Below are 22,673 nucleotides of genomic sequence, written 5' to 3'. Positions count from 1 at the left end.
GCACTCGCGGTTTGCTGATGGCTCTTAACGAACCGCGAGTGCCAACGGGTGGGTGAAAGGCGAACTTCAGAACGCACTCAGCGCGTACCGAGGCGGAAGCCTACCAGCGTGAGCAATGAGCCGAGCATGAGCGACACGTGGTAGTCGCGGAACGGCGGGACCGTGTGGATGCCGAACTGGTGCCCGGCAGCCGCAACCCCGGCCCCAATCAGCACGAGCACGCTCATCAGGTTCCCGCGGAAGAAAAGTGATGCGAGCATCATCAGGCCCGCAAGTCCGACGTTAAAACCGTCCACCCAAGCGAGGGCGGGCGCCGGCACGCCGGGGAGTGCCAGCGGCCTCGTTGCGCGGTTCGCATCGAGCGCGACCGGTTGTTGCAGAACCGACAAATCTTGGCTGTCCACCGCTTGCGTGGCTTGGGCGTGCAGTTCGGCGCCGGGGAGCAGACCGTTCTGCTGCGCCCACAGCGCGCACGCCGCGAGCAGCACCGCCGCACCGATCGCGCGAATGTGCGGCCCGACGAACAGCGCGATCACGGCCCCGATCGGGTCACGTTTCCGCGTCGGTACGAAGACGAAGTCGTCCGGCTGTTCGGCCGCACGGAACAGTGTTCGCACGCTCGCGGGCGCGTGTGCAGCGGCCCCTCCGGAAGCCGTTTCCGCTCGCCGAATTTCATGCGCGGCTCGAACCATCGCATCGGCCGCGGCGCTGGCCTGATCCTCTGCGGTCTGGGCGCTCGCGCCGGCCGCGAGCAGGTTCGCGCGCTCGACCGCGAGAAGTAACTTCCGTTCGCGGGCCTCCTTACGGGTCTTCTCGATCCGCTCCATTGTCGCGAGAACCGGTTCGCGCCAGGCCGCGTGCTTCTCGCGCACCCCGGCCGCCCCCCCGCGGAGCAACACGGCGCGCGCGGCCAACTTCGCCTCGTAACCGAACAGCGCCTCGAAGAACTCTTCCCAGTCGCGCCCGGCGAACTTCGCCACGAACTGGCGCAGTTCCTCTTCGTCCAGTCCGCGTGCCCGCATCCGCCGAAGTTGCCGCTCGCACCCGTCAACAATTTCCCGGCGCTCCTCCGCCAGCGCGCGGTCCATGCCGTAGCGCAGTGCGAACGCGATCCCGACCCCGATCAACCCGAAGCCGATCCAGATCCACAACACTTTCAGCAGCGCGAGCAGCACGCAGAACATCGCGAAGCCCGACAGCCCCACGATCCAGTCGCCCCGCCCCAAACCCGCGATGAACCGCCGCGTGCAACTGAAGAGGTGCCCCTTGCGGGTGATCCCGTCGAGCAGGAAGTACGCGAGCGTGGCTTCGAGCGCCAGGCCGAAGGTGCCGAACGCCCAGCCGATTTTCCCGAAGAACGCGAGCAGCACGGCCACGAGCGCGATCGTGCCAAAGAACCCCGAAATGAGGCGCCCCCGCAACACCGCAGTGCCGCAGGTGTTAAACCGGAGGACGGAGGTCTCGAGCCGCGAAATCTGGTCCTCTTGCGGCGAGAACGTGCCCGCGTGATAGACCCCGAGCCACGCTTCGAGGGTCCGAATCACCTCGCTCATGTCCTGGTAACGATCGTCCCGGCTCTTCGCCATCATTCGCTGGATGACCGCGGAGACTTCCTTCGGAACCCGGGCGACGATCTGTTCCGGCGGCACGAGTGGGTCGTAGGCGTGCTTCGACATCAGCTCGATGGCGGTCGTCCCATCAAACGGCGGGCGGCCGGTTACGAGGACGTAAAGCGTGCAGCCCAGGGAGTAGATGTCCGCACGGTGATCGACGGTCGCGGCGTCGCGGCACTGTTCGGGCGACATGTACGCGGGCGTTCCCAGCGCGATCCGCGCGCCGGTCATGTCGGGGGGAAGGGAGAGCAGCCCACTTCGCGAACTCGCGTCCGCGAGACGGTCGTCCGCGCGCGACACCGCGGGCGTCTTCACCAGGCCCAGGTCCGCAACCTTCACCAAGCCCTGCGTATCGAGCAGCAGGTTGTCGGGCTTCACGTCACGGTGAATCATCCCGCGGTCGTGTGCGTGCTTCAGGCCGCGTGCGGCCTGGAGGGTGTAACCGACCGCCGTTTCTGGATCGAGCTTGCCCTGCACCTTGAGGAGATCCGCGAGTGACTTCCCGCGGACGTATTCCATGCTGAAGAAGCGCGCCCCGTCGACTTCACCGATATCGTGAATCTGAACGATGTTGGGGTGCGAAAGTTGGGCGGCGGCGAACGCCTCGCGCGTGAACCGGGCCACGAACACCGGGTCGTTGGCCCAGCGCTTACTCATCACCTTCAGCGCAACTGGTCGATCGAGCGAGAGTTGCGTCGCGAGGTACACCGTGCCCATGCCCCCGCGCCCGAGTTCGCGCTCGATCGCGTACCCGCGCACGTCCGTCCGCGGCGCGATACGCAGATCGTCCGCATCCCCACCGCTACTGGGACCGGGGTAGGGAGTCGCGTGGCGCTTATCGGGGTCGGGATTGGTGCTGGCGAAGCCGAAAACGTGCGAAGACGGGAACGGCGTACCCGCACCCGATGAGACGCCCGAAGGTGCTTCCATAGGTGGCGGGGTCACGAGTTCGACACCTACCGCGGAAGCCGAAGCCGGCTCGTGATTCGCACGAACTTGCGTGCCGTTCGGAAGCCCCTGAATTTGGCAGGCGCTCCCGGGTTCGTCCGGTACGCACAAGATGAACGGCTGCGCGCAAGCGGGACACTTCGGCCGGTAACGGCCGGGCTTCGCGGACTTCAGGTTCAGTCGGTGGGCACAATACGGACAGGCGATGGCCACAGCGGGCACCCTCGCTACGTGTTGGGCGGGGAGTGCGAAAGCAGGCGCACGGTGCGATTGGAGTCCGAGCGTTCTGCCACACCGAATTCGTAGGTCACAATCGCCGAATAGGTCGGCGTTTCGGACGTGCGCGTTCGGTTGGGTTTGCGCGCCGGGCTGAAAAGTGGAAACGAGATTCCCAAATTGTGCGCGGGATTCAGATGTGAGCGAAGCCGAACCGCTTCTGGCACGCTCCGGGCAGTGCGGGTAGCATAATTTGATCGCCCTCTCGGGAGATTGGTGTGAAACTGTCCGCCGACCAGTTCGCGACCGTTGTTCGCAATCTGCCCCTCCCCAACAGCCAAGCGGCGGCCGCGGCCGAAGCACTCGCTCGGCCCGCAACGGATGAACTTCCCGGCGAGCTGATTCGGCGCGAGATCCTGACTGAATACCAAGCTCGAATGATCCTTTCCGGGCACGCCGACGAACTCACTATCGGGCGCTACGCGATCCTCGATGAACTTGGCGAAGGCGGAATGGGCCTGGTACTCAAAGCCCGCGACACCGCAATGGACCGCGTGGTCGCGGTAAAGCTGATACGCGACGACCGGTTCGGGAGCGAATCCGCAGTTCGCCGCTTCGAGCAAGAGGTGAGGGCCACGGCCCGGCTCGCGCACCCAAATATCGTCCGCGCCTACGACACGGGAGCGTTCAACGACCGGCACTTTCTGGTGACCGAGTTGATCGCGGGTTCCGACTTGGGGCACGAACTGGCCCGCCGAGGTCCGTTCCCCGCGGGCGAGGCGTGCCACTACGCGCACCAAACCGCGCTGGGGCTCCAGCACGCCCACGAACACGGTTTGATACACCGCGACATCAAGCCATCGAACCTATTGTTCAGCGCGGCGGAAGGAACGGTGAAGATCGCGGATTTCGGCCTCGCGTACTTGGGCGATTCCGGCGCCGGCCGGTTGACGGAGGTCGGCGCGGTGATGGGCACACCGGATTACATTGCGCCGGAACAAGCGAGTTCCGCGGCCGCGGCGGACATCCGCTCGGACGTGTACTCGCTCGGATGCACGCTCTATCAGTTCCTCACGGGCCGAGTGCCCTTCCCCGCCGGTAGCGCGCTCGCGAAGCTGGTCGCGCACGCGAGCGAATCCCCGACCCCACTCGATATCGTGCGTCCCGATCTGGCTCCCGGGTTAGCCGCCGTGGTCCAGAAGATGATGGCGAAGAGCCCGGACGAGCGCTACCAATTGCCCCTCGAAGTTGCCGAAGCGCTCGCCCCGTTCTGCGACCAGAGAACGGCCCGCATCGCGACGAACTCGGCTCGCGCTCTCGCGGTGCCGCCCCATTCCACGATCAACAACGCGGCCGGCCCCACCGCGCACTCCCTCCCACAACCGCAACCGAGTCGGCGCGAACCCGATGCTCGAGTTTCGCGCCGCAAAACCGCCGGACTGGTTGCGGGTGTCGGGCTGTTGATTGCAGTGATAATCGCATTAGTTTCCATCCGTAAACCGACCCCACTCGAGTCGCCCGGCGTTCACCCCGTTCAAATCACGGTGAAGCTCGACGACTGGCCATCCGCGCGCGAACCCGGAGCGGTCGTCTACCTCAGTGGCGCATCGCTCCCGACCAGTGAGAGTGAGAAGGCGCGCACCAGCGACGATCTCAAACGCCCACTCGAACTCGCGCCGGGAACGTACCGGCTCACGCTGAGAATTGGCGGAGAAATCATCGAGCGGCGCGAGTTCAACGTAACTTCAGAAAGTGCGAACAGGGACATCGCACTGGGGCCGATTGTACCCGAAGTGGTAGCAGCCACGATCACGAACGGGAGGGAGGCGAAGCGCTGGGAGGCGCTGGGACCGGTCTCGGATCTCGTATTTCTCCCCGACGGCAAGAAGTTCGTCTCCATGGAATGGCCGACGGGCGTCTTACGGCGCCCGCAGGCTCACGAGCTGACAATCAGTGGGGCGCTGTACGCCACCGAAACGAACGAAATCTTCTCGCGCTGGGACACGATCGGCAGCGGTCGCGTCGCGCTGTTTCCCAAAGCCGGCGCGGTCGTGGGGTGCCAGTTCCCGGACGCGGATCTCAAGAGCGATGCGTACCGGTGGTGGGCCGTACCGCTTTCTAGCGGCGAAACGCCGACCAACGACGGGCCGACGGTCGCTGGCGCGAGTACCAAGAAGCACCGCACCAGTCTGCTCACCGCGTCCGCGGACGGCACACGCCTGTTACTGTCCTTTGTCACGCAACCCGGCGGCAAACCGGTTGGAACGGTTCAACTGTGCCCGGTCACATTCACCGACGCGCGCACGATGACAGTCGGCGAACCGAAGCTCTTCCCCGGCGACACCGCCTGCTTCGATCCGAGCGGGCACCGAGTGCTGGTTGCAAAAGACACAGCGCTCGCGCTCTACGACCAGGACAGCGGCAAGCCGATCGCGCCGGAGTTTACTGGGGCCACCGCGAGCATTCAGAGCGTCGCAGTCGCTCCGAACGGTAAGCACCTCACTGCGGGATGTGCTGACGGGGCGGTCTACTTCTGGGGGACGGGCACGAAAGAACCGACAGCGGTCGGTAGAGGGCACAAGAGCAAGGTAAACGTGTTGAAATTTACTCCGGACGGCGCTCGTGTGGTCACCGCGGGCGAGGACGGCACCGTTCGCGTGTGGCTGACGGAGACCGGAAAAGAAATCGCCCGGTTCAAGCACGACGGCCCGGTAAATGCGCTCGCAATTTCACCCGAGGGCAAACGAGTGCTCACGGGCAGCGCGGACGCGACGATTCGGCTCTGGCCACTGCCGTAACACTACACCGGGCTGGGGTGAATCCCCACGGCCTTGCGAACGAGCTGGAGCGTGATTTGAGCCAGCGCCCGCGCTCGCTTCGCGCCCGCAACGAGCACTTCTTCCACGTACCCCGGATCGCGAGCGAGTTGCTTACGGCGCTCGCGGGCCGCTGCGAAGTAGGCTTCGATCTTCGCGAGAAGTTGCGTTTTCGCATCGCCGTAACCGAACGGCCGACCGCCGCGGGATTCCGCGCCTTTCATCGGGTTACGGTACAGGTCGGCCATTTCCGCTTGTTCGGCCGCGGTCGAGAAGAGCTTGTACAGCGCGAAGGCGTTGCACGTCTCCGGGTTCTTCGGCTCCTCGACCGGCGTCGAGTCGGTGACGACGCCCATCACCGCGTTCCTGAGCGCCTTCCCCTCGGCGAAGATCTCGATCGTGTTGCCGTAGCTCTTGCTCATCTTCTGGCCATCGGTCCCGGGCACCACGGCCGCTTCGTTGTAGACGCCATCGGGCAACGGGAAGATTTCGCCGAATGCGTGATTGAACGACCCGGCGATGTTGCGCGTCATTTCGAGGTGCTGTTCCTGGTCTTTACCCACCGGGACGAGGTGCGAGCGGTAAATGAGGATGTCCGCGGCCATCAGCACGGGGTAGGTGAAAAGGCCCACGGTTGCTGTAAGGCCGCGCTCGACCTTGTCCTTGTACGAGTGCGCGCGTTCGAGCAGGCCCATCCCGGTGACCGTGGAGAAGAACCACGCGAGTTCGCACACTTCGGGCACGTCCGACTGGCGGAAGAAACTCGCTTTCGCGGGATCGAGCCCGAGCGCGAGGTAGTCGAGCGCCACATCACGCACATTGTCCGCGAGAATTTGCCGTGCGGGTCGAGCCACGATCGATTTGTTTTTTGACGCGAGCCCGGCTTCTTTTTCTTCGGCCTCTCGCAGTGACGTGAGGGAGTGATAATCCGCGATGAAGTACAGGCACTCGCCCGAATCCTGCCGCTCGATGTGCTGCTTGATCGCGCCGAAGTAGTTGCCGAGGTGCAACTTGCCCGACGGCTGCACGCCGCTGAGGATGCGCGGGCGGACGGTAACACTCATCGCTGAAGCTCCCAAACCCGGCCAAAGTCGTCGGCACACTCCGCGCGCCGTAACCGCAACAGCCACAGAGTGTGCCGACGACTTTGCTTGGCCTTTTCTTATCGACACGGACACGGTTACATTACGGCCGGTTCGGTCCCGAAACCACGGGTCACGGCATGGATGGCCCCTTCCCGATCTCCGATACGCACGCGCCCGGCGGCTTCGTCGCGTTGAACGACCCGCGCCACACCGAGTGCCTCCTCGAAGCCCTGAAAACCGCGATCCACAACGCCGGCGAGCACCGGTTGTTCCAGTCGGGCAAACTGCCGGGCTTGTTCCCCGCGCGCACGGGAATCGCGGCCGAAGCCGCACTCCACGCACTCCGCGCCGGGCTGCTCGAAACGGTCCGCACCGAGGCGAAGGGCAAGCTGATTACCGAATGGGTATGCGCCACGCCGAAGGCAGTCGGCTACATCCACGACCACGATTCGCCGCGCTCCATTCTGCGCGAGCTGAAGGACGTGCTTCAGGCGACCCGCACCGGCGTACCCTCATTCATGGCGGAAGCAAAAGCAGAACTCGCCGCACTCTCCGCGAACTTCGAGGAACGCGCGTCCGCAATGCTCGCGCGCCTCGACGACCTCGCGAAGCGCTGCGAATCGGCACTGCGGCGCGCGGAGACGAGTGGGCCGGCGGTCACGGAGTCAGTCGGCCGAGTCGTACCGTGGGCCATCGATGCACTGGAGTATTTGGACAGGCGATCCGAATCCGGCGCGGGCGGCGATTGCCCGCTCCCCGAACTGTTCCACGCGATCGGTGTGCGCTTCCCGGAATTGTCATTGCCCGCATTTCAAGACGGCGTGAAGCGTCTACACGACGTGCGCGCCGTGCGTCTCGTGCCGACGAACGCGATCCCGGAACCGGAGTACGCGGTAGTGGTCGAAGGGAAATTGATGTACGCGGTGGGAAGATAGTGGCCCCCGCCCGCAAGGGCGGCGGGTGGAGTAAGATAATCCCGCCGCCCTTGCGGGCGGGGTTCGCCTAAACGGCCACGCGGTGCCGAGCACCTTCTTCTGTTCCGCGGTGATCGCGCGGATGCCGGCTTCGCCCAAGTCCACGAGCGCATCGAGCTGTTTGCGCGAAAACGTCGCTTCTTCGCCGCTGCCCTGCACTTCGATGATCTTGCCGCTACCGGTCATCACGAGGTTCATGTCCACGTCCGCGTCGCGGTCCTCGACGTATTCGAGGTCGAGCCGCTCCTCGCCGTCCACGAGCCCCACGCTCACGGCCGCAACGCTGTCGGTCAGTACTTCGGATACGGGAATCGTGAGTAACGCCTTGATCGAATTCACCGCGTCGACGGCCGCGACAAACGCCCCCGTAATGCTCGCGGTCCGCGTACCGCCGTCGGCTTCGAGTACGTCACAGTCGATCCAGAGGGTGCGCTCGCCGAGTTTGTCGAGGTTCACGACCGCACGCAAGCTGCGCCCGATGAGCCGCTGAATCTCGACACTGCGCCCGTCCACTTTGCCCGCTTTGTCGCGTGCCTTGCGCGTGTGGGTGGACCCGGGCAACATGCCGTATTCCGCAGTGAGCCAGCCCTTCCCCTTCCCGACCAGGAAGTCCGGCACCTTCGGCTCCACACAGCACGTGCAGAGTACGGTGGTGCGGCCCATCTTCACAAGGACCGAACCCGGCGCCGGTCTAGTGAAGGCCCGCAGGAAACTCAGTTCACGAAGTGCAGAGAGAGCGCGGTCGTTGGGTCGAGGCATTGAGTGTTTATCCGGCCGCCGCGGTGGGCGATTCGAGAACAAGATTGGGGTCGAAACCGAGCACCCGTCCGATCAGTTGGCGGGCGTGGAAACCGGTCGCAGTTTCCTTCAACTGACCGGCTTCCCAATAACCGACGGCGGGCGACTGAAGCACTTCGCCAATACCGGGGAAAATGCGTTGTAGTTCGGTTGGTGATGCAAGTTCATCGATGTTGAACACTGCGACTTGGAGTCCGGGATGCGAGCCGCTTGCAACCGCGTCGTTCACGAGATCTAGCAGCTTCAGGTCGTACATCGACCACACCGCAACGCCAAGAATCAGGCGCCGACCCGTGCCATTCGTTTCGGCGCGATCCGGGAACCACGAGAGCGCGGATCGCCCCGCGCGCGCGGCCAACGCCCCTGCCACTTGTGGGTCGCGCGAAGACAGGTCACGGAAAGTTACGGCTTCGTCCATTCCAACACCCCGTCTCGGAGCCATTCTCCGCCCGGCTTCAGGATACGGCAAATCTCGGAGGATTGCACCCCCGTTCCGAGGAGCGACTTCATATCGATGGGAACACTGTTGGTGTAGACAAGATCAACAGAGTCATCAGGAAATGGCAGCGGCACGTTCGGGCTGATGATGAAGACATGACCATCGGCAACGAGTTCCTGAAGTGTTCGCCCATCGCGACTGCACCTCCAATTCGGCGACAAAACCCACGGCCCTTGTTGGTTGATAACACCAGGAATTTCACCCTCGCCACCGAGGTTGATTGTAAACGATTTACTCATCGACGCATCTCAAGGTGTGCCAACAGAGCTTCTACTGTCTATATCGGCAGCACCAATCGAGCATCTTCGTAAAACTTTCAATAAGGCGCCCAAGCCACCTAACTTTCACTTCAGTAGCCATTCCAGCACAGCTTTCTGGGCGTGCATCCGGTTACCGGCTTGCTGGAACGCAGCGCACGCGGGGCCGTCCATCACGTCGTCGGTGATCTCCTCACCGCGGTGCGCGGGGAGGCAGTGGAGCACTTTGCAGTGCGAAGGGGCTTTCGAGAGCAGATCCGCATTCACCTGGAACGACTCGAACCGGCGCAGGCGCTCCTCGCGCTCGGCTTCCTGGCCCATGCTCGTCCACACGTCGGTGTAGATCACGTCCGCTCCCCTCACGGCGGCGATCGGGTCGTTCACTTCGCGCGGGAAATCGGGAGACACCCGCGCGGTGTATTGGGCTTTAAACCGATCGTCGAAGCCGTACCCGATGGGGCACGCGAGCACGAACCGCATACCGAGCCGACCGCACCCCACTGCGAGCGAGCGCGCCACGTTGTTGCCGTCGCCGACAAACACGATCGTGCGCCCGGTTTCGGTGCCGAACAGTTCGCGCACGGTCAGGATGTCGGCGAGTCCCTGGCACGGGTGCGACCAGTCCGACAGCCCGTTGATGACGGGAATGCTGCCGGTACTCGCGATCCCGTCGAGTGTCTCGTGCCGGTACACGCGGAGTACCAGGGCATCGAGGTAGTTGGAAATCGTGCGGGCGAAATCCGCGAGGCTCTCGCGCCACCCCAACCCGACCTCGTTGCCGGGCAGGTACAGGCTCGTCCCGCCGAGCTGCGCGATACCGCTCTCGAAACTCACCCGCGTGCGCAGCGACGGTTTCTCGAACACCAACCCCACCACGCGCCCGCTCAGGCTGTGCGACGGGATGCGACGGGTGTGCGCGTCCTTGAGCCGCGCGGCCTCGGCGAGCAGGTGGCTCAACTCGTCCGTCGTCAGGTCGATGAGGTTCAGGAAGTGTTTCATTGTTCGATGCGTCGTGGTCGTAGAGGCGGTCAGTAAGGCACAGTGTCGGACGCCGGGAAGTCGAGGACTCGCAATGTGAGAGTCATCGACTTCCGCGTTCGACCTTACGACGATTGGCGGAAGTTCAGCAGCACTTCCGAAATGATGTCGCAGCCGTCTTCGAGTTGCTCGTCCGATAGCGTCAGTGCAGGGAGCAACCGCAGAACGGTCTGGTGCGTGCAGTTGATGAGCAGTCCCTTCTCCAAACAGCCCTGCACCACCGGCGCGCCCTCGACGTTCAGTTCCACGCCGATCATCGCGCCCTTCACGCGAACCTCGGTAATCAGCGGGCACTTTTCCTTCAGTTCGAGGAACCGCTGTTGGAACCGCGAGCCGATCTGAACGCCGCGCTCCAGCAGCCCCTCTTGCTCGATCGTCTCAATGGTGGCGAGAGCGGCGCGCGCCGCGAGCGGGTTGCCGCCGAACGTGGCCGCGTGCGTCCCGGGCTTGAGCTTCTCGGCGACTTCCGGCGTCGCGACGAGCGCGCCCATCGCGACGCCCCCCGCGAGCGCCTTGGCCAGCGTCATGATGTCCGGGCGGATGTTCCAGTGCTGGTACCCGAACCACTTACCCGTGCGCCCCATCCCGGTTTGCACTTCGTCGAGAATGAGAAGCAGCCCGTGCTTGTCGCACAGTTCGCGCAGCCCCTCAAGGAAGCCCGCGGGAGGAACGTTCACGCCGCCCTCGCCCTGGATCGGTTCGAGCATGATCGCGCAGGTTTCGCCATCAATGGCCTTCGCGACGCTCTCCAAATCGCCGTACTGAGCGTAGTTGAAGCCGGGCAGCATCGGCTCGACGCCGGTGTGGTACTTCGGCTGAGCCGTCGCGGTAAGCGCCCCCATCGTGCGGCCGTGGAAGCTCCCCGTGAGGGTCACGATCTTGTACTTACCCTTCGGCTTACCGTTGAGGCGCGCGAGCTTGATCGCGCCTTCGTTCGCCTCGGTCCCGCTGTTGCAGAAGAACGACACGCCGTTGAAGTCAGTGCGCTCACCGAGCGCCTGGCCGAGCAGCGCTTGCGGCTCGGTGTACCACGTGTTCGGGACGTGAATGAGCGTCGCGACCTGCTCCTGAACCGCCTGCACCACACGCGGCGGGCAGTGCCCGAGAATTCCGCACCCCCACCCCGGGAAGAAGTCCAGGTACCTATTGCCTTCCGCGTCCCACACCCACGAATTGCTCCCCCGCACCAGGCACACCGGGTACCGGGTGTAGTTCCCGGTCAGGTGTTTTTTCGCCAGGGCGATGATCTGTTCGCTGGAAAGCAATTCGGTTGTCATTGGTCGGCGTTGAGAAATAGGGATTATGGGTCGAATCCGAGTACAGTGGGACAGAGAACACAAAGAGGAGGTTCGGCTTACCGCGTGATGACGGTGCCGGTAAACGTGTCGTGGAGGAACACGTTCAGCAGGGAGTAAGGCACCCTGCCGTCGAGGATGAGAGCGGATTTCGCGCCGGCTTCGAGCGCCTCAAAACACGCTTCGACCTTCGGCACCATGCCGCCATCGATCACGCCGGAAGCGATGAGGGCGCGGCACTCGCTCTCGGTGAGTTGGGAAATGAGCGATCGGGGATTCGCACGGTCGCGCAAGACGCCCGGCGTATCGGTCAGGAAGACCGCTTTGTCGGCTTTCAGTGTGCCCGCGACAGCAGACGCTGCGGTGTCCGCGTTGACGTTCAGCCAGCCGCCGTCGGTGTCGATGGCCAGCGACGGGATGACCGCAAGAAGTCCACCGTCCGCGACCGCCTGCCCGAACCGTTCGGTGCGAACGCCCGTCACCTTCCCGACGCGGCCCAGATCGACCGGTTGCAGATCGAGGCTTGGGAGCAGGAGGCGCTCGCCCATCAGTGGAAAATCGTCCGCTTCGGTGGTGGGGACGGCGGGAACCCCGAGTGCGTTCAGCCGATGCGCGAGGTCGCGATTCAGTTCGTGAAGTACCCGCACCACGATCGAGAGCGTGGCGTCGTCCGTGTACCGGCGCCCCGCGACCTTCTTCGGAGTGAGGCCCGCCTCGGCCATCGCGCGATCGATCGGCTTACCGCCCCCGTGAACGAGTACGACCGGCACGCGGAGGTGGTGGAGCGTTGCCACGCAACGCAGACAGGCGTCGGTCGCGGCGGGATCTTCCATCGCGCTGCCGCCGAGTTTCACCACGACCGGACGTTCGCAGTGCGCCGTCAACCGATCAACGGCGGCAGCGAACGTTTCGGCAGTAAGGCTCGGCTCGGACATCCGCAACGGTCCCAGATTCGAGCAACAACTTGATAGAAATCGAAAAATCCATCGTATGCCGCGGCGCGAATAGCGTCAACGGCCGGGCTGAGATTCTCCGTGAAAGTCGCGCGAGGCCCACAAAAACCGCTGGGCGGAACCTGTTTACACGTGCCCTCACTTCACCGGTTTCGTGTAGTCGCCACGCATGAATCCGCTGTCCGCGGGGGGATCGTAACGGATGTCGAGGTCCGGTGTATCGAGCCGCTTCTCCTTCACGCGCGATTCGAGCGCGTAGTCGAGGATGCCGCCGGTGAGTTGTGTGCGCTCCACCGGGTACGGCGGCTTGCCCGTTGCGAAAAACGTCTCGGTGTGCCCCGCGAGCGCTTCGAGGAACGCCGCTCCCGGAGGGGGCGGGAGCCAGAACAAGCACGACGACGGCTTCCTCTCGCCGTCCACGCGGGCCGCGAACGTCTCGTCCGCGATGTGACCGTCGAGTTGGAGTACGGTCGCCTTCAACCCGTCCGCGTACTCGACCAGGAACGCGATCGGGCCTTTGACGAAGTTGCCCCACGTCGCGGGGCGCGGGAACCGTCTACAATTCGCGCGAATGTCCCCGGCGTTGCGCGACGTGCTGTGTCCGAGCGCGTGTTCGAGCAGTTCCCACGACCACAACCCGTCGTCGCCGGCCTTCCACACCGCATCGCCTTGTAAGCACGTCACCGCTTTCACGCCCTGGTTCGCGGGCTTCGGATCGGCCCCGGAGAACCTGCGCTCGGCCATGCACTGCAACGCTTCGAGTGCGTGGATACCGTAAATCTCTAGCTCGCCGCGCGACGCGACCAGCGCTTCAGTAATCTTCGTCCCGCGCTTGAACTCCAGTTCCGGTCGGCGCCACGTCACGGGAAGTGACGACCCGGCCATCAGCGGGAACCGCAATTTCTTCGCGGTCGCGACCATCTCCGCGGCCTTCGTGCGATCGTAACTGAGGTGTTTGTCGCAGAATACCGGTACGCTCTTGCCGGTCTTCTCGAATACGGCTGCGATCTTCTTGAAGAACTCGTACCGCGGGTAAAGTTTCTGGCCCTTTTCGTTGTACTTGTAGTCGCCGTGTTCGCAGATGAGCAGCACGCCGTCCACCGCGAGCTTGCCGGTGCCGAGCGTGAGTGCGTCATCAATGCTCTCCGAGAGGCGGAAGCTGTGCTCTTTCGCGAGTTCGCGGCTGAGGTCGTTCGCCTTCACTTGCTCGACATACGCGGACGCGATCCCGAACTCCGGGAAGTGGTGCTCGTCGCCCTTCATGTAGCCATCAAGATAGCGCCCGGCGATGTGGTAGGCGTGCGAAAGGTAGTTGTAAATGGAACAGACGACCGCGACCTTCTTCGCCGCCGGTTGTGCGCGTTTCGGCGGCTTGGTCCTCAACGAATCAGCGCCAAGAACGAGCGAGGGGCACCAGTTGCCCGAAGCAGCGAATGCGGACGCGGCCAAAAACGAGCGACGGTCGATCGGCAACATGAGTGTCCTCTGCGGTGTTACCGCACGAGTGTACCCACCGGTCGCGGCATAGTAAAAACAAAGAACCCGGAGCAGTGGCTCCGGGTTCGCGTCGACCGGCCAAATCCGAACCTACTTCCGCGTACCGCTGATCGATTTCAGGGCGTCTTTTGCAGCGAGGCCGAGCTTACTCTTCTTGTCGCCCGCGTTCGCTTTGACGACGTCGCGGACCGCGGGCAGTGCTTCCTTCGCCGCGGTGCCCATTGAGGACAGCCCCTTTGCGGCCGCGATCTTCACGCTCTCGTCCTTGTCGCTCTTCAGCAACTTAACAAGGATGTCGCCCGCCTTTTCGTAAGGCTCATCGGCCTTACCGAGTGTTTCCGCGGCCGCGGCCCGGACACCCGCGTCTTTGTCTTCCGTCGCCTTGTAGATGTCCGGTAGCGCGTCGGCTGCCAGCGACTTCTTGATCTGCGCGAGCGTCCCGAGTTCCTGGAGCGCGGTGACGCGCGTCTTCACGTCCTTGCTCTTACGGAGCTGATCCGTGTACTTCTTCGCGAGGTCGTCCTTCTCGCCCGCAATCGCCTCTTCCCTGACACACAGGTAGAGCGCGCTGTTGAACAGCGCCACGGCGCACATGGCCTTCACGAACCGAGCGGAACCCATGAGTATCTCCCGCAAGGACTTGATCGCATGGCTCTGTTCAACACTACAACGAGATTCAACTACCGGTTCGACGCGGGAACGCGGATTTTCGTTCCCCGGGCGCACCTCTTATGGTGAAATCTCTCCAAACCCGCCAATGCCGCCCACCGCCCCACCTACTTACCACATCCGAACACACCCTGAGAACCGCCCCGATGACCCCGCGAGCCTGCGCTGCCCTCTGCTTGCTGTTCGTTACGAGTGTGGCGTCGGCCGAAGATTGGCCCGGGTGGCGCGGTCCGCGTGCGGATGGGACGGTGAAGGATAAAGGGTTTCCACTCACCTGGAACTCGAAAGAGAACGTGAAGTGGAAACTCGAACTCCCCGGAACCGGGCACTCGTCGCCGGTCGTGAGTCGAGGAAAGGTGTTCGTCGCCGGGTGCGTGGAAGCCGACAAAACGCGCGTGCTGTACTGCGCGGACCGCGCTACGGGCAAACTGTTGTGGACGAAGTCCGCTGTGGTTTCCGGTCTGGAGTTCAAACACAGTGAGAACAGTTGGGCCAGTTCCACCCCCGCGACCGACGGCGAGCGCGTCTACATCACGTTCTTCGACAAGCCGCAAATGCGGGTCTTTTGCTTCGATTTCGATGGCAAACTGCTGTGGGAAAAGATCCCGGGCGAGTTCCATTCCGTTCACGGCTTCTGTAGCCCGCCCGTGCTTCACAACGACCTGGTGATCGTGAACGGCGATCAGGACGCGCCGAAGGACAAAGGCGCGTACATCGTCGCGCTCGACAAGAAGACGGGTGAGGAGAAGTGGCGCGCGGACCGCCTGAACAAACTGCGGTCGTACTGCCCGCCCGTCGTGGTGGAAGCCGATGGCAAGAAGCAACTCGTGTTGACCGGGAGCAAGTGCGTCGCGAGTTACTCCCCGGATACCGGAAAGCAGAACTGGATCATCGACGGCCCGACGGAGCAGTTCGTTTCGAGCATGGTCATGCACGATGGCGTGCTGCTCCTCACCGCGGGGTTCCCGCAACACTGGATCATGGCAATCAAGCCAGACGGCACCGGCAACGTCACGAAAACGCACGTCCTGTGGTCGAAAAAAGGCGAGGGCGGCTACGTCCCCTCCCCCGTCGCTCACGACGGGAAGTTGTTCCTCGTGGACGATTCGGGGGTCGCGAGTTGTTGGGATGTGAAGACCGGAAAGCCTTTCTGGAAAGAGCGATTGAGCGGAAAGAAGCACCACGCTTCCGCAATCGCAGCCGACGGGCGCATCTACCTCACGTCCAGCGAAGGCATCACATTCGTTCTGAAAGCGGGCGAAGAGTTCGAGCTGTTGGCGAAAAACCCGCTCGGCGAACCCGTGTTCGCTTCCCCCGCGTTCTCGGACGGCGATATCTTTATCCGCGGAACGAAGCACCTCTGGTGCATCGGCGGAAAGAAGTGACCGTGCCCGATTCACGCGCTCCGAGATTCGCCATGAAAACGGCCTGCACTGTGTTGCTCGTGCTGGGGGTTGGCATTGCCACGGGCTGCAAGAAGCGCCCGGAGCCCCCAGCCGATCCGTCGGAGGCGAGCACCGCGCCGACAAATGTGCCCGAACCAGCCCCTCTCGCGTTGGGCAAGCGCGGCACGTTCACCGTCGGTAAAAACACAACGTTCGTGCTCGGGCCGATCGATTCCACCGGTCACATCGACTACGTCACCGCCATCAACGACCGACTGAGCAAAGGGGTGACCACCGAGAACAACGCGAACGTCGCCATTTGGAACGTGATCGGCCCCAACGCGCCCGGCAGCGGGAAGGTTCCAAATGGCTTCTTCGAGAAGATGGGGGTGACGCCACCGCCCGAGACCGGCGATTACTTCATCGATGTGAAACAGTATGCCGAGAAAACGATTGGGGCGGGAACGAGCCCCGCGGCGCTCGACGCAGTGAGGGAATTTTCCGCGCGGCCGTGGACCGCCGACGAGAACACAACTAGCAGTGGCTGGCTCCAAGCGAACGCGAAACCGCTGACCGCGCTCCGGGAAGCCGTGAAAAGGACTCATTTTTACAACCCGATCATCCCGGAACGCACCGAGAAAGGCTCGAACGGAATGCACAGCGCGCTCCTGCCAACCGTGCAGGTGTGTCGTGAACTGGCCGCGGCTTTCGCCGCGCGTGCCATGCTCTTTTTGGGTCACGGAAACGTTAACGAAGCGTGGCAAGACGTACTCGCGTGCCACCGCCTCGGCCGGCTCGTGGGTCATGGCGGAACACTGTTTGAATATCTAGCTAGTGCATCAATCGAACAAATTGCGTGCCGCGCGGAGGTCGCCTTTCTGGATCACGCAAAGCCCGACGCGAAATCGTTGGAGCGCTGTCTCGAAGACCTCCGCGCGCTCCCCCCACGGACTGAGGTCGCGGAGCATTTGGACTACGATCGATTCGCGTACCTCGATACCGTCATGCAAATCAATCACAGGGGGCTCGAATACCTTCAAACGATCGGTGGCAACACGCAAGTTCAAGACCGGCTCGCGAATTTCATGCGCGAGACGATCGATTGGGATTTGGCTCTGGAAGCCGGCAACGTGTGGTTCGATCAACTGTCCGCTGCGGCCCGCGCGAAGGGCCGTGCCACGCGCGTCAGAGAATTCGACGTGTTCATAACCGACATCAAGGCCATGAAAGCCGAAACAATGAAGCCGGATCGGTTAAACCAGTTGCTCCTCGGCGGAAAGGAGGCTGCGCAAGCAAGGGGACAAATAATCGGCGATGTGTTGGCCGGCTTACTTCTACCCGCAGCGTACAAAGTCACGGACGCCGCAGACCGTGCCCAACAAGGCTTCGACACAACAATGGTCGCCTACGCACTCGCGTGGTACCAGCGGGTCAACGGCCGGTACCCCGATTCTCTCGCCAAACTCGCACCGACTTACCTGAGTGCGGTTCCGGGCGACCTCTTCAGCGGTAAAGAGCTGATCTACAGGCCCAACGCGCACGGTTTCCTGCTTTATAGCGTCGGAGTCAACGGCGTGGACGATGGTACTCACGGGAAAGACAGCAAGCCGCCCGGCGACGACATTATCGTGCGCATCCCGCACCTGCCGAAGCCGTGAAAGGCCCACGTTGTGCGGTGCGGCTACGCGGGGAATGGAAGTTGCGATAGAGTAACGGTAAGGAGGCCGCGAAATGTCCCTTGCCGACCAGTTCCCAGAAATTACTCAGCGGAACCAGCCGCTCGCCCCGTTCACGCACCTGAAGATCGGCGGCCCGGCCGAATTCCTCATCCAACCGCGCTCACTGGACGAACTCAACGCCGTCCTGTCCGCGTGCCAGCGCGACCGCGTCCCGGTGCGGATGCTCGGGGGCGGGTTCAACCTGCTCATCCAGGACGACCCCGTTCCGGGCGCGGTGATCCGGCTCACCGCGGAGGCGTTCACGTTCCTCCAGCGCGACGGGAAGCGCGTCACCGCGGGGGGCGGCGGTCAACTGTTCGACCTCATCGCGTTCACCGTGAAGCACGGGCTCGGCGGGTTGGAAACGCTCGTCGGCATTCGCGGTACGGTCGGCGGTAGTGTGCGGTGCAACGTCGGCGACCGTAGCGGCGAAATCAGCCAAACGGTGCGCAACGTGACTGTGCTGACGGAAGCCGGGAAAGTGCAGGTCCGCGGGCGCGACGAGCTCACGTTCAGCGAGCACCACAGCGACCTCGACGAGCCGGTGATTCTGTCGGTCGAGTTCGAGCTCGAACCCGAGGCCCCGGCCCCGGTTATGAAGCGAATGCTGAAAGCCTGGATACAACGAAAAGCCGCCGAACCGCTGAGTTTCCAGGCGTCCGTCCGGTTGTTCCGCAACCCGCCGGGCCACACCGCCGCGACCCTCATCGACCGCGCGCAAATGACAAAGGCCCGGGCCGGCGGCGCGGAACTGAGCGAGCGGAACTCGAACTACGCGGTCGCGCACCCCGGCACAACCGCGCGCGACATTCTGCAGCTCACGGAACACGTCCGCGTTAAGGTGAAAGAGCGCACCGGCGTCGCGCTCGAACGGGAGTTACACGTCTGGTGAAGCGAGCCAAGAAAGCGCCCGCCCCGCCCCCCAAAGCTCCACGAACCGCGCGGCCCATCGTCGCGGTCGTGCTCACGCTCGGCGCCGCGGGCGCACTGTTATTCGGTCTGTCGCGCCTGGGCGACGAGGCGCGCCGGAACATCGGCGCGCGCGACCGCTACGCAGCGCGGTTCGCAGACATCCGATGCGAACCACCGCCGAACACGTCACGCGAAACGTTCCTGACGGAAGTGCGATACAGCGCACAAGTTGAACCGACGTTCCAGGTTCTCGACCCCGATTTGAAGAAGAAGTTGGCAACGGCGTTCACCGCGCACCCGTGGGTCGCGAGTGTCGACGCAGTAACGGTCGAACCGCCCGACGTTGTGACGGTGGTGCTGACGTTTCGCAAGCCGATGTTGGCGGTCCTGCAACCCACCGGCAAGCGCGCGGTGGACGCCAAAGGCGTGCTGCTCCCGACCTCCGCGCCAACTGACGGCTTACCCGAACTGCTCAACGCCCCTGCACTGCCCACCGACGCGGTTGCCGGGCAGTTTTGGCCTGGTGATCTGGTCGTGCGTGCGGCATCGGTCGCGGCCGAGTACAAACCGCAGACGATCGAGAGTACCCCACAGGGCTGGCAGCTCGTCCAACGCAGCGGCCAAAAACTGATGGTGGCGAAGTAGAGTCACAGTTTCTGCGTATCGCTCCGCAGTTCTTCTAGCGCGAACTGTGACCATGTCTCGAAATGTTCCGCATCGCGGAGCAGTTCCGCGAGCGGCGCGAACCCTGAATCCACCAGCGCGTCTTCGCGCGAGCGCGCTGCGGGCGATTCCAACTCGAAGACGTGAACCACGCCGAGGTGAACGCTGCCCACCGGGGTACGGTCGTCGTTAATGAACCCGACGCACCGCTCGCGAAAACCGCAGCCGAGTTCCACCTCTTCCGTCAACTCGCGCAACATGCCGGTTTGGTAAGGATCGTCTCCACCCACGGCGTCCGCTTCACTGATGTGGCCGCCGATGCCGATCGATCGCAGTGCTTCCAGACGCTTTTCAGTACCCGCAGCGCCGCGTCGGTAGTGGAACAGTTGGTCGCCGCACTTCAGCACGATGTACGGGATGAGTTGCTTGAACGACGGATCGGTTTCGACTTCATAACGCGGACGGAACTGGAACGCGGTCGCATCGAGAATGGTCGCGCGAAACGCATCGTCTGCCGCGCGCAGCCCGTGAAAATAACCCGCAGCACGGAACTGCTCCGTTGGGATCACGAGCACCTTCTCGTCGAGCGGCATGAGCGCCTCCATCCATTGAGTGCGGTCAACACGCACGTGCTATCGCTGCTCAGAACACGAACTTCAGCACCGCCGCAGCGATGAGCGCAAAGGCGAGAATGTACAGCCCCAGCCGAATCGTGTCGTCCGCCGTGCGCCGTGCGAGGAGTTTTCGCAGCGCGACCCGGTCGCGGGATTCGATCGCGATCTGCAGGCCCAATTCGTAACTGCTCTGCGGATAATCCCGGATCGCGTCTTCTACCAGAACCTGCACGCCGTGACGCGGCGTCGGCAGCGTCGGACCCACTGCGGCGTGGAATCCGAGTTCGTCCGAGAACGCGAAGGTCGCTGGCCACAGGTCGCACCGCGTGCGGTCCGGGAGCAACTGCCATAAGTCGCGAATGAACGGCGCCGGCTCGTCGCGTTTCAGCAGCACGCGATTTCCATCCACAAGCGCCTGCACGCTTCCTAGCAAAAGCGCCGTGTCGCCGGCCTTCAGGATCGCGTCGAGGTTTTCGAGTGTGCGTTCCGGAAGCACTTCCAGCGGCCACGCGAGGTCGGCAAGTTTGCCCGTCGCGGTCCAGTCGGGTGGGTAACGGTCCGCGATCGCAAAGGGGTCGCCCAGGTGCTTGTAGAGATCGCGTGACAGCACCAGGAAACGGAACCCGAGTGCGCCGTCGGGCCGGTCCTCGACGCGCACCACTGCAACGTGCTTCTTCCCGAAGGGACTGGCGAAGTCCGCACGCGGACACGCGACCCCATTCGGGCGCGCGCCGAACAGCACCGCGATCCGCTCGGCTTCCGCGGTGTCGAACTCATCGGTTTGTGCAACAACCCGAACGCCGCGCGTGCCCAAAACGAGTGCCTGCTGAATACGAAGGTCGGGGGTCATGCGGACCCCAAAACATCGGCCATGCGGACCACGCGGTGCTCGGTCGCGGCGGCGAAAACGGCCTCGCAGAGTGCGACCGTTTCCACGTTATCGCGCCCACTGATTTCCGCCTCGGTGCCGTTCTCCACGGCAACGAGGAGCTGCGCCATCGTGCCCACGAACGCATCCGGGAACCACACGTCGTCCCACTTCGGGCGCACCCAGGTGTCGGGCTGCTGTCGCGTGCTGTATTCCAGCGTACTCGGTGTGCGGGCCGGGTACTTGGGCCAACCAATTGTGCCTTGCATCAAACCCTCTGTGCCTTCAATGCGCCACTTGATCCCGATGTCTCCGGCCGCGCCTTCCTTGCTCGGCCCGGTCCACACGTCGTCCCACGACGAAGCCCGCGCGCCCGACTCGTACTCCAGAATGTAAAGATTAATGCCGTCCCGGTGCGGGAATTTGGTTCGCGGATCGGGCCGCGTGGATGCGAGCACTCGCTCCGGCGTGCCGAGCCAGTAGCGGAAAGTATCCAGGTGGTGAATGCTCATCACGAACGTGGAGAGCGACGGCAACCCTTCGGCCCACGGCATCCAGTGCGGAATCGCTCGCATGTCGATCGTGGCCAACACGATCTCACCGAGCCACCCGCGATTGAGCACATCTTTGGCGGCGCGCACCGACTGGTCGAACCGCATGTTCTGGTTCACCGCGAGCACGATTCCCGCGTCCGCACACGCCTTCACGAGTTCCTTCGCGACCGTGATCGATAGCGCGAGTGGCTTCTGTGCGAGAATCCCTCGAAGTCGGCCCTTCCCGAGTTCCACCGCCCGGCGAATCAAGTCTGCTTGTGCATCTGGTGGTACGGCCACATCAAGGATTTCGACCTCGGGATTTGCGAGCAGCGCGTCGATGCTCTGAACGGTCGAAATGTTGTGCTGTGTTGCGACTTCCCGTGCTGTCGTCTCGTTCCGCGAAGCAATGGCGAAGGGATTGAACCCGGCGTTCCGGTACGCGACGAGGTGACAGTCCCTCATGATGAACCCGGACCCCACGCAGCCGATCCGCCAATCCAGGCGGCGGGGGAGTGTCGGCTTGTAGTTCAGTTCCACAACGGGAGAGGCTGACATCACTTCTTCCCCAACAGCAAGTCCACGACCCAGCAGCCCCGGACGTGCGGCCCGTCGCCTCGGCAGTGGCTCAGAACGTCCTCGTCATCGCAACCGGCATCCTGAAGGGCATCGGCCAGGATCGGCATCGGGGAAAAATCACGATTTTCGTACATCTGCCTTGCAAGAGCAATCACTGTGTTCGTGCGCCAGGTGTCTTTGAAATTGATCGTTCGGCGGAAGGGATTGCCGAAAATGTCACGCAAGAATGCTGCAAGGACACTCTTCTCAGCACTGACAACAAGGTCTGCTTTGTGGTGCTCTTCTTCGTCCAGCTCTACGAGTCTGAAATGCAAATGGTAGAGAAGGAACTCATCGGCCTTGCGACCCAATGCTTGTGCTCCTGCTATCAGGGCAACATAAGCCGCGGTGTTTTTCTCCTTCTCTGTAACGTGCAACGATCGCCAGACGGTCGTGAATGCGGCACGGACTATTTGAAGGCTGAATCCATTCCTTGCTGCAAAGTCGTCGTCCATCAAACGACCATCACCCCAACAGGCAGAGAGTTCTTCGACGGACAGTTCCCCGTCAGCACATTGCTCAGCGGCTTCGAGAGCAGGCCGCCAATGTTTGTCGTCGAGATACCGCCAAAGTCTACGGCAGCAACCCACAGTGAATAGCCGCAACTTCCGGTCACTCGCCTTGCCTCGGAGGAAGTCAAGCATCGGTGCCGGGTCGGTCGCCGATAGCCATTCCGCTTCGGTCATCGCACGCTCTCCGAGCTA

Annotated in this window: 20 protein-coding genes; 6 read left to right on the top strand and 14 right to left on the bottom strand. The window is 63.2% G+C overall.

Going from position 1 to position 22,673, the window contains the following annotated elements; translation table 11 throughout:
• Window positions 1–77: 77 nt before the first annotated feature.
• A complete protein-coding gene (locus J8F10_RS04940; protein WP_210652749.1) occupies window positions 78–2,558 on the bottom strand; it encodes a serine/threonine-protein kinase in 2,481 nt (826 codons plus the stop codon).
• 497 nt (window positions 2,559–3,055) lie between these two features.
• On the opposite strand from J8F10_RS04940, the gene J8F10_RS04935 reads away from it, so the two are divergent.
• Complete coding sequence (locus tag J8F10_RS04935) at window positions 3,056–5,575, top strand: WD40 repeat domain-containing serine/threonine protein kinase (protein WP_210652748.1); 2,520 nt, start codon at window positions 3,056–3,058, stop codon at window positions 5,573–5,575.
• A gap of 2 nt (window positions 5,576–5,577) precedes the next feature.
• Here the strand turns inward: J8F10_RS04935 and trpS are convergent, their stop codons facing one another.
• Window positions 5,578–6,657, bottom strand: a complete 1,080-nt coding sequence (gene trpS / locus J8F10_RS04930; RefSeq protein ID WP_210652747.1) for a tryptophan--tRNA ligase — start codon at window positions 6,655–6,657, stop codon at window positions 5,578–5,580.
• Window positions 6,658–6,815: 158 nt separating this feature from the next.
• Between trpS and J8F10_RS04925 the strand changes: the two genes are divergently transcribed.
• The gene (locus J8F10_RS04925) at window positions 6,816–7,613 is read left to right on the top strand and encodes a hypothetical protein (RefSeq protein WP_210652746.1); all 798 of its coding nucleotides are present in this window, start codon (window positions 6,816–6,818) and stop codon (window positions 7,611–7,613) included.
• Here the strand turns inward: J8F10_RS04925 and rph are convergent.
• The 8 genes from rph to J8F10_RS04885 all read right to left on the bottom strand — a co-directional run bounded on the left by rph (window position 7,509) and on the right by J8F10_RS04885 (window position 14,610).
• Window positions 7,509–8,411: a ribonuclease PH gene (gene rph / locus J8F10_RS04920; protein WP_246522925.1), complete on the bottom strand. Its 903-nt coding sequence runs from the start codon at window positions 8,409–8,411 to the stop codon at window positions 7,509–7,511. The genes J8F10_RS04925 and rph overlap by 105 nt on opposite strands.
• A gap of 7 nt (window positions 8,412–8,418) precedes the next feature.
• A complete protein-coding gene (locus tag J8F10_RS04915) occupies window positions 8,419–8,868 on the bottom strand; it encodes a hypothetical protein (RefSeq protein ID WP_210652745.1) in 450 nt (149 codons plus the stop codon).
• Window positions 8,853–9,188, bottom strand: a complete 336-nt coding sequence (locus J8F10_RS04910; RefSeq protein WP_210652744.1) for a hypothetical protein — start codon at window positions 9,186–9,188, stop codon at window positions 8,853–8,855. Before J8F10_RS04910 ends, J8F10_RS04915 begins: the two co-directional genes overlap by 16 nt.
• A gap of 105 nt (window positions 9,189–9,293) precedes the next feature.
• The gene (gene argF, locus J8F10_RS04905; RefSeq protein ID WP_210652743.1) at window positions 9,294–10,205 is read right to left on the bottom strand and encodes an ornithine carbamoyltransferase; all 912 of its coding nucleotides are present in this window, start codon (window positions 10,203–10,205) and stop codon (window positions 9,294–9,296) included.
• A gap of 104 nt (window positions 10,206–10,309) precedes the next feature.
• Window positions 10,310–11,521 (bottom strand): aspartate aminotransferase family protein, encoded by a 1,212-nt coding sequence (locus J8F10_RS04900; RefSeq protein ID WP_210652742.1) that lies wholly within the window; start codon window positions 11,519–11,521, stop codon window positions 10,310–10,312.
• 77 nt (window positions 11,522–11,598) lie between these two features.
• The gene (argB, locus tag J8F10_RS04895; protein ID WP_210652741.1) at window positions 11,599–12,474 is read right to left on the bottom strand and encodes an acetylglutamate kinase; all 876 of its coding nucleotides are present in this window, start codon (window positions 12,472–12,474) and stop codon (window positions 11,599–11,601) included.
• A 156-nt stretch (window positions 12,475–12,630) separates the two neighbouring features.
• Entirely contained in the window at window positions 12,631–13,968 is a 1,338-nt protein-coding gene (locus J8F10_RS04890) for a hypothetical protein (protein ID WP_210652740.1), read from the bottom strand.
• Between the two features lie 111 nt (window positions 13,969–14,079).
• Entirely contained in the window at window positions 14,080–14,610 is a 531-nt protein-coding gene (locus J8F10_RS04885) for a HEAT repeat domain-containing protein (RefSeq protein WP_210652739.1), read from the bottom strand.
• 194 nt (window positions 14,611–14,804) lie between these two features.
• On the opposite strand from J8F10_RS04885, the gene J8F10_RS04880 reads away from it, so the two are divergent.
• From J8F10_RS04880 to J8F10_RS04865, 4 genes are all read left to right on the top strand, one after another.
• Window positions 14,805–16,043: an outer membrane protein assembly factor BamB family protein gene (locus J8F10_RS04880; protein ID WP_210652738.1), complete on the top strand. Its 1,239-nt coding sequence runs from the start codon at window positions 14,805–14,807 to the stop codon at window positions 16,041–16,043.
• Window positions 16,044–16,075: 32 nt separating this feature from the next.
• Entirely contained in the window at window positions 16,076–17,701 is a 1,626-nt protein-coding gene (locus J8F10_RS04875; protein ID WP_210652737.1) for a hypothetical protein, read from the top strand.
• 73 nt (window positions 17,702–17,774) lie between these two features.
• Entirely contained in the window at window positions 17,775–18,653 is an 879-nt protein-coding gene (gene murB / locus J8F10_RS04870) for a UDP-N-acetylmuramate dehydrogenase (RefSeq protein WP_210652736.1), read from the top strand.
• Complete coding sequence (locus J8F10_RS04865) at window positions 18,650–19,318, top strand: hypothetical protein (protein WP_210652735.1); 669 nt, start codon at window positions 18,650–18,652, stop codon at window positions 19,316–19,318. Before murB ends, J8F10_RS04865 begins: the two co-directional genes overlap by 4 nt.
• 2 nt (window positions 19,319–19,320) lie before the next feature.
• On the opposite strand, the gene J8F10_RS04860 is transcribed toward J8F10_RS04865, so the two are convergent.
• From J8F10_RS04860 to J8F10_RS38430, 4 genes are read right to left on the bottom strand one after another with little or no spacing between them, the layout of a single operon-like run.
• Window positions 19,321–19,929: a phosphoesterase gene (locus tag J8F10_RS04860; protein ID WP_210652734.1), complete on the bottom strand. Its 609-nt coding sequence runs from the start codon at window positions 19,927–19,929 to the stop codon at window positions 19,321–19,323.
• Between the two features lie 49 nt (window positions 19,930–19,978).
• Window positions 19,979–20,800, bottom strand: a complete 822-nt coding sequence (locus J8F10_RS04855) for a hypothetical protein (RefSeq protein ID WP_210652733.1) — start codon at window positions 20,798–20,800, stop codon at window positions 19,979–19,981.
• Window positions 20,797–21,909, bottom strand: a complete 1,113-nt coding sequence (locus tag J8F10_RS04850) for a Gfo/Idh/MocA family protein (RefSeq protein WP_210652732.1) — start codon at window positions 21,907–21,909, stop codon at window positions 20,797–20,799. Before J8F10_RS04850 ends, J8F10_RS04855 begins: the two co-directional genes overlap by 4 nt.
• Window positions 21,909–22,655 (bottom strand): hypothetical protein, encoded by a 747-nt coding sequence (locus J8F10_RS38430; protein ID WP_246522923.1) that lies wholly within the window; start codon window positions 22,653–22,655, stop codon window positions 21,909–21,911. Before J8F10_RS38430 ends, J8F10_RS04850 begins: the two co-directional genes overlap by 1 nt.
• Window positions 22,656–22,673: the final 18 nt, after the last annotated feature.

This window comes from Gemmata palustris (assembly GCF_017939745.1).
GTDB classification, from domain to species: Bacteria; Planctomycetota; Planctomycetia; order Gemmatales; family Gemmataceae; genus Gemmata; species Gemmata palustris.
The sequence above is the reverse complement of the archived record's forward strand: the minus strand, read 5'-3'. Positions and strand labels throughout refer to the sequence as shown.

Coding starts and splice junctions, on each gene's coding strand:
- trpS (WP_210652747.1), bottom strand. CDS start 6,657: ATGAGTGTTACCGTCCGCCCGCGCATCCTCAGCGGCGTGCAGCCGTCG.
- J8F10_RS04925 (WP_210652746.1), top strand. CDS start 6,816: ATGGATGGCCCCTTCCCGATCTCCGATACGCACGCGCCCGGCGGCTTC.
- rph (WP_246522925.1), bottom strand. CDS start 8,411: ATGCCTCGACCCAACGACCGCGCTCTCTCTGCACTTCGTGAACTGAGT.
- J8F10_RS04915 (WP_210652745.1), bottom strand. CDS start 8,868: ATGGACGAAGCCGTAACTTTCCGTGACCTGTCTTCGCGCGACCCACAA.
- J8F10_RS04910 (WP_210652744.1), bottom strand. CDS start 9,188: ATGAGTAAATCGTTTACAATCAACCTCGGTGGCGAGGGTGAAATTCCT.
- argF (WP_210652743.1), bottom strand. CDS start 10,205: ATGAAACACTTCCTGAACCTCATCGACCTGACGACGGACGAGTTGAGC.
- J8F10_RS04900 (WP_210652742.1), bottom strand. CDS start 11,521: ATGACAACCGAATTGCTTTCCAGCGAACAGATCATCGCCCTGGCGAAA.
- argB (WP_210652741.1), bottom strand. CDS start 12,474: ATGTCCGAGCCGAGCCTTACTGCCGAAACGTTCGCTGCCGCCGTTGAT.
- J8F10_RS04890 (WP_210652740.1), bottom strand. CDS start 13,968: ATGTTGCCGATCGACCGTCGCTCGTTTTTGGCCGCGTCCGCATTCGCT.
- J8F10_RS04885 (WP_210652739.1), bottom strand. CDS start 14,610: ATGGGTTCCGCTCGGTTCGTGAAGGCCATGTGCGCCGTGGCGCTGTTC.
- J8F10_RS04880 (WP_210652738.1), top strand. CDS start 14,805: ATGACCCCGCGAGCCTGCGCTGCCCTCTGCTTGCTGTTCGTTACGAGT.
- J8F10_RS04875 (WP_210652737.1), top strand. CDS start 16,076: ATGAAAACGGCCTGCACTGTGTTGCTCGTGCTGGGGGTTGGCATTGCC.
- murB (WP_210652736.1), top strand. CDS start 17,775: ATGTCCCTTGCCGACCAGTTCCCAGAAATTACTCAGCGGAACCAGCCG.
- J8F10_RS04860 (WP_210652734.1), bottom strand. CDS start 19,929: ATGCCGCTCGACGAGAAGGTGCTCGTGATCCCAACGGAGCAGTTCCGT.
- J8F10_RS04855 (WP_210652733.1), bottom strand. CDS start 20,800: ATGACCCCCGACCTTCGTATTCAGCAGGCACTCGTTTTGGGCACGCGC.
- J8F10_RS04850 (WP_210652732.1), bottom strand. CDS start 21,909: ATGTCAGCCTCTCCCGTTGTGGAACTGAACTACAAGCCGACACTCCCC.
- J8F10_RS38430 (WP_246522923.1), bottom strand. CDS start 22,655: ATGACCGAAGCGGAATGGCTATCGGCGACCGACCCGGCACCGATGCTT.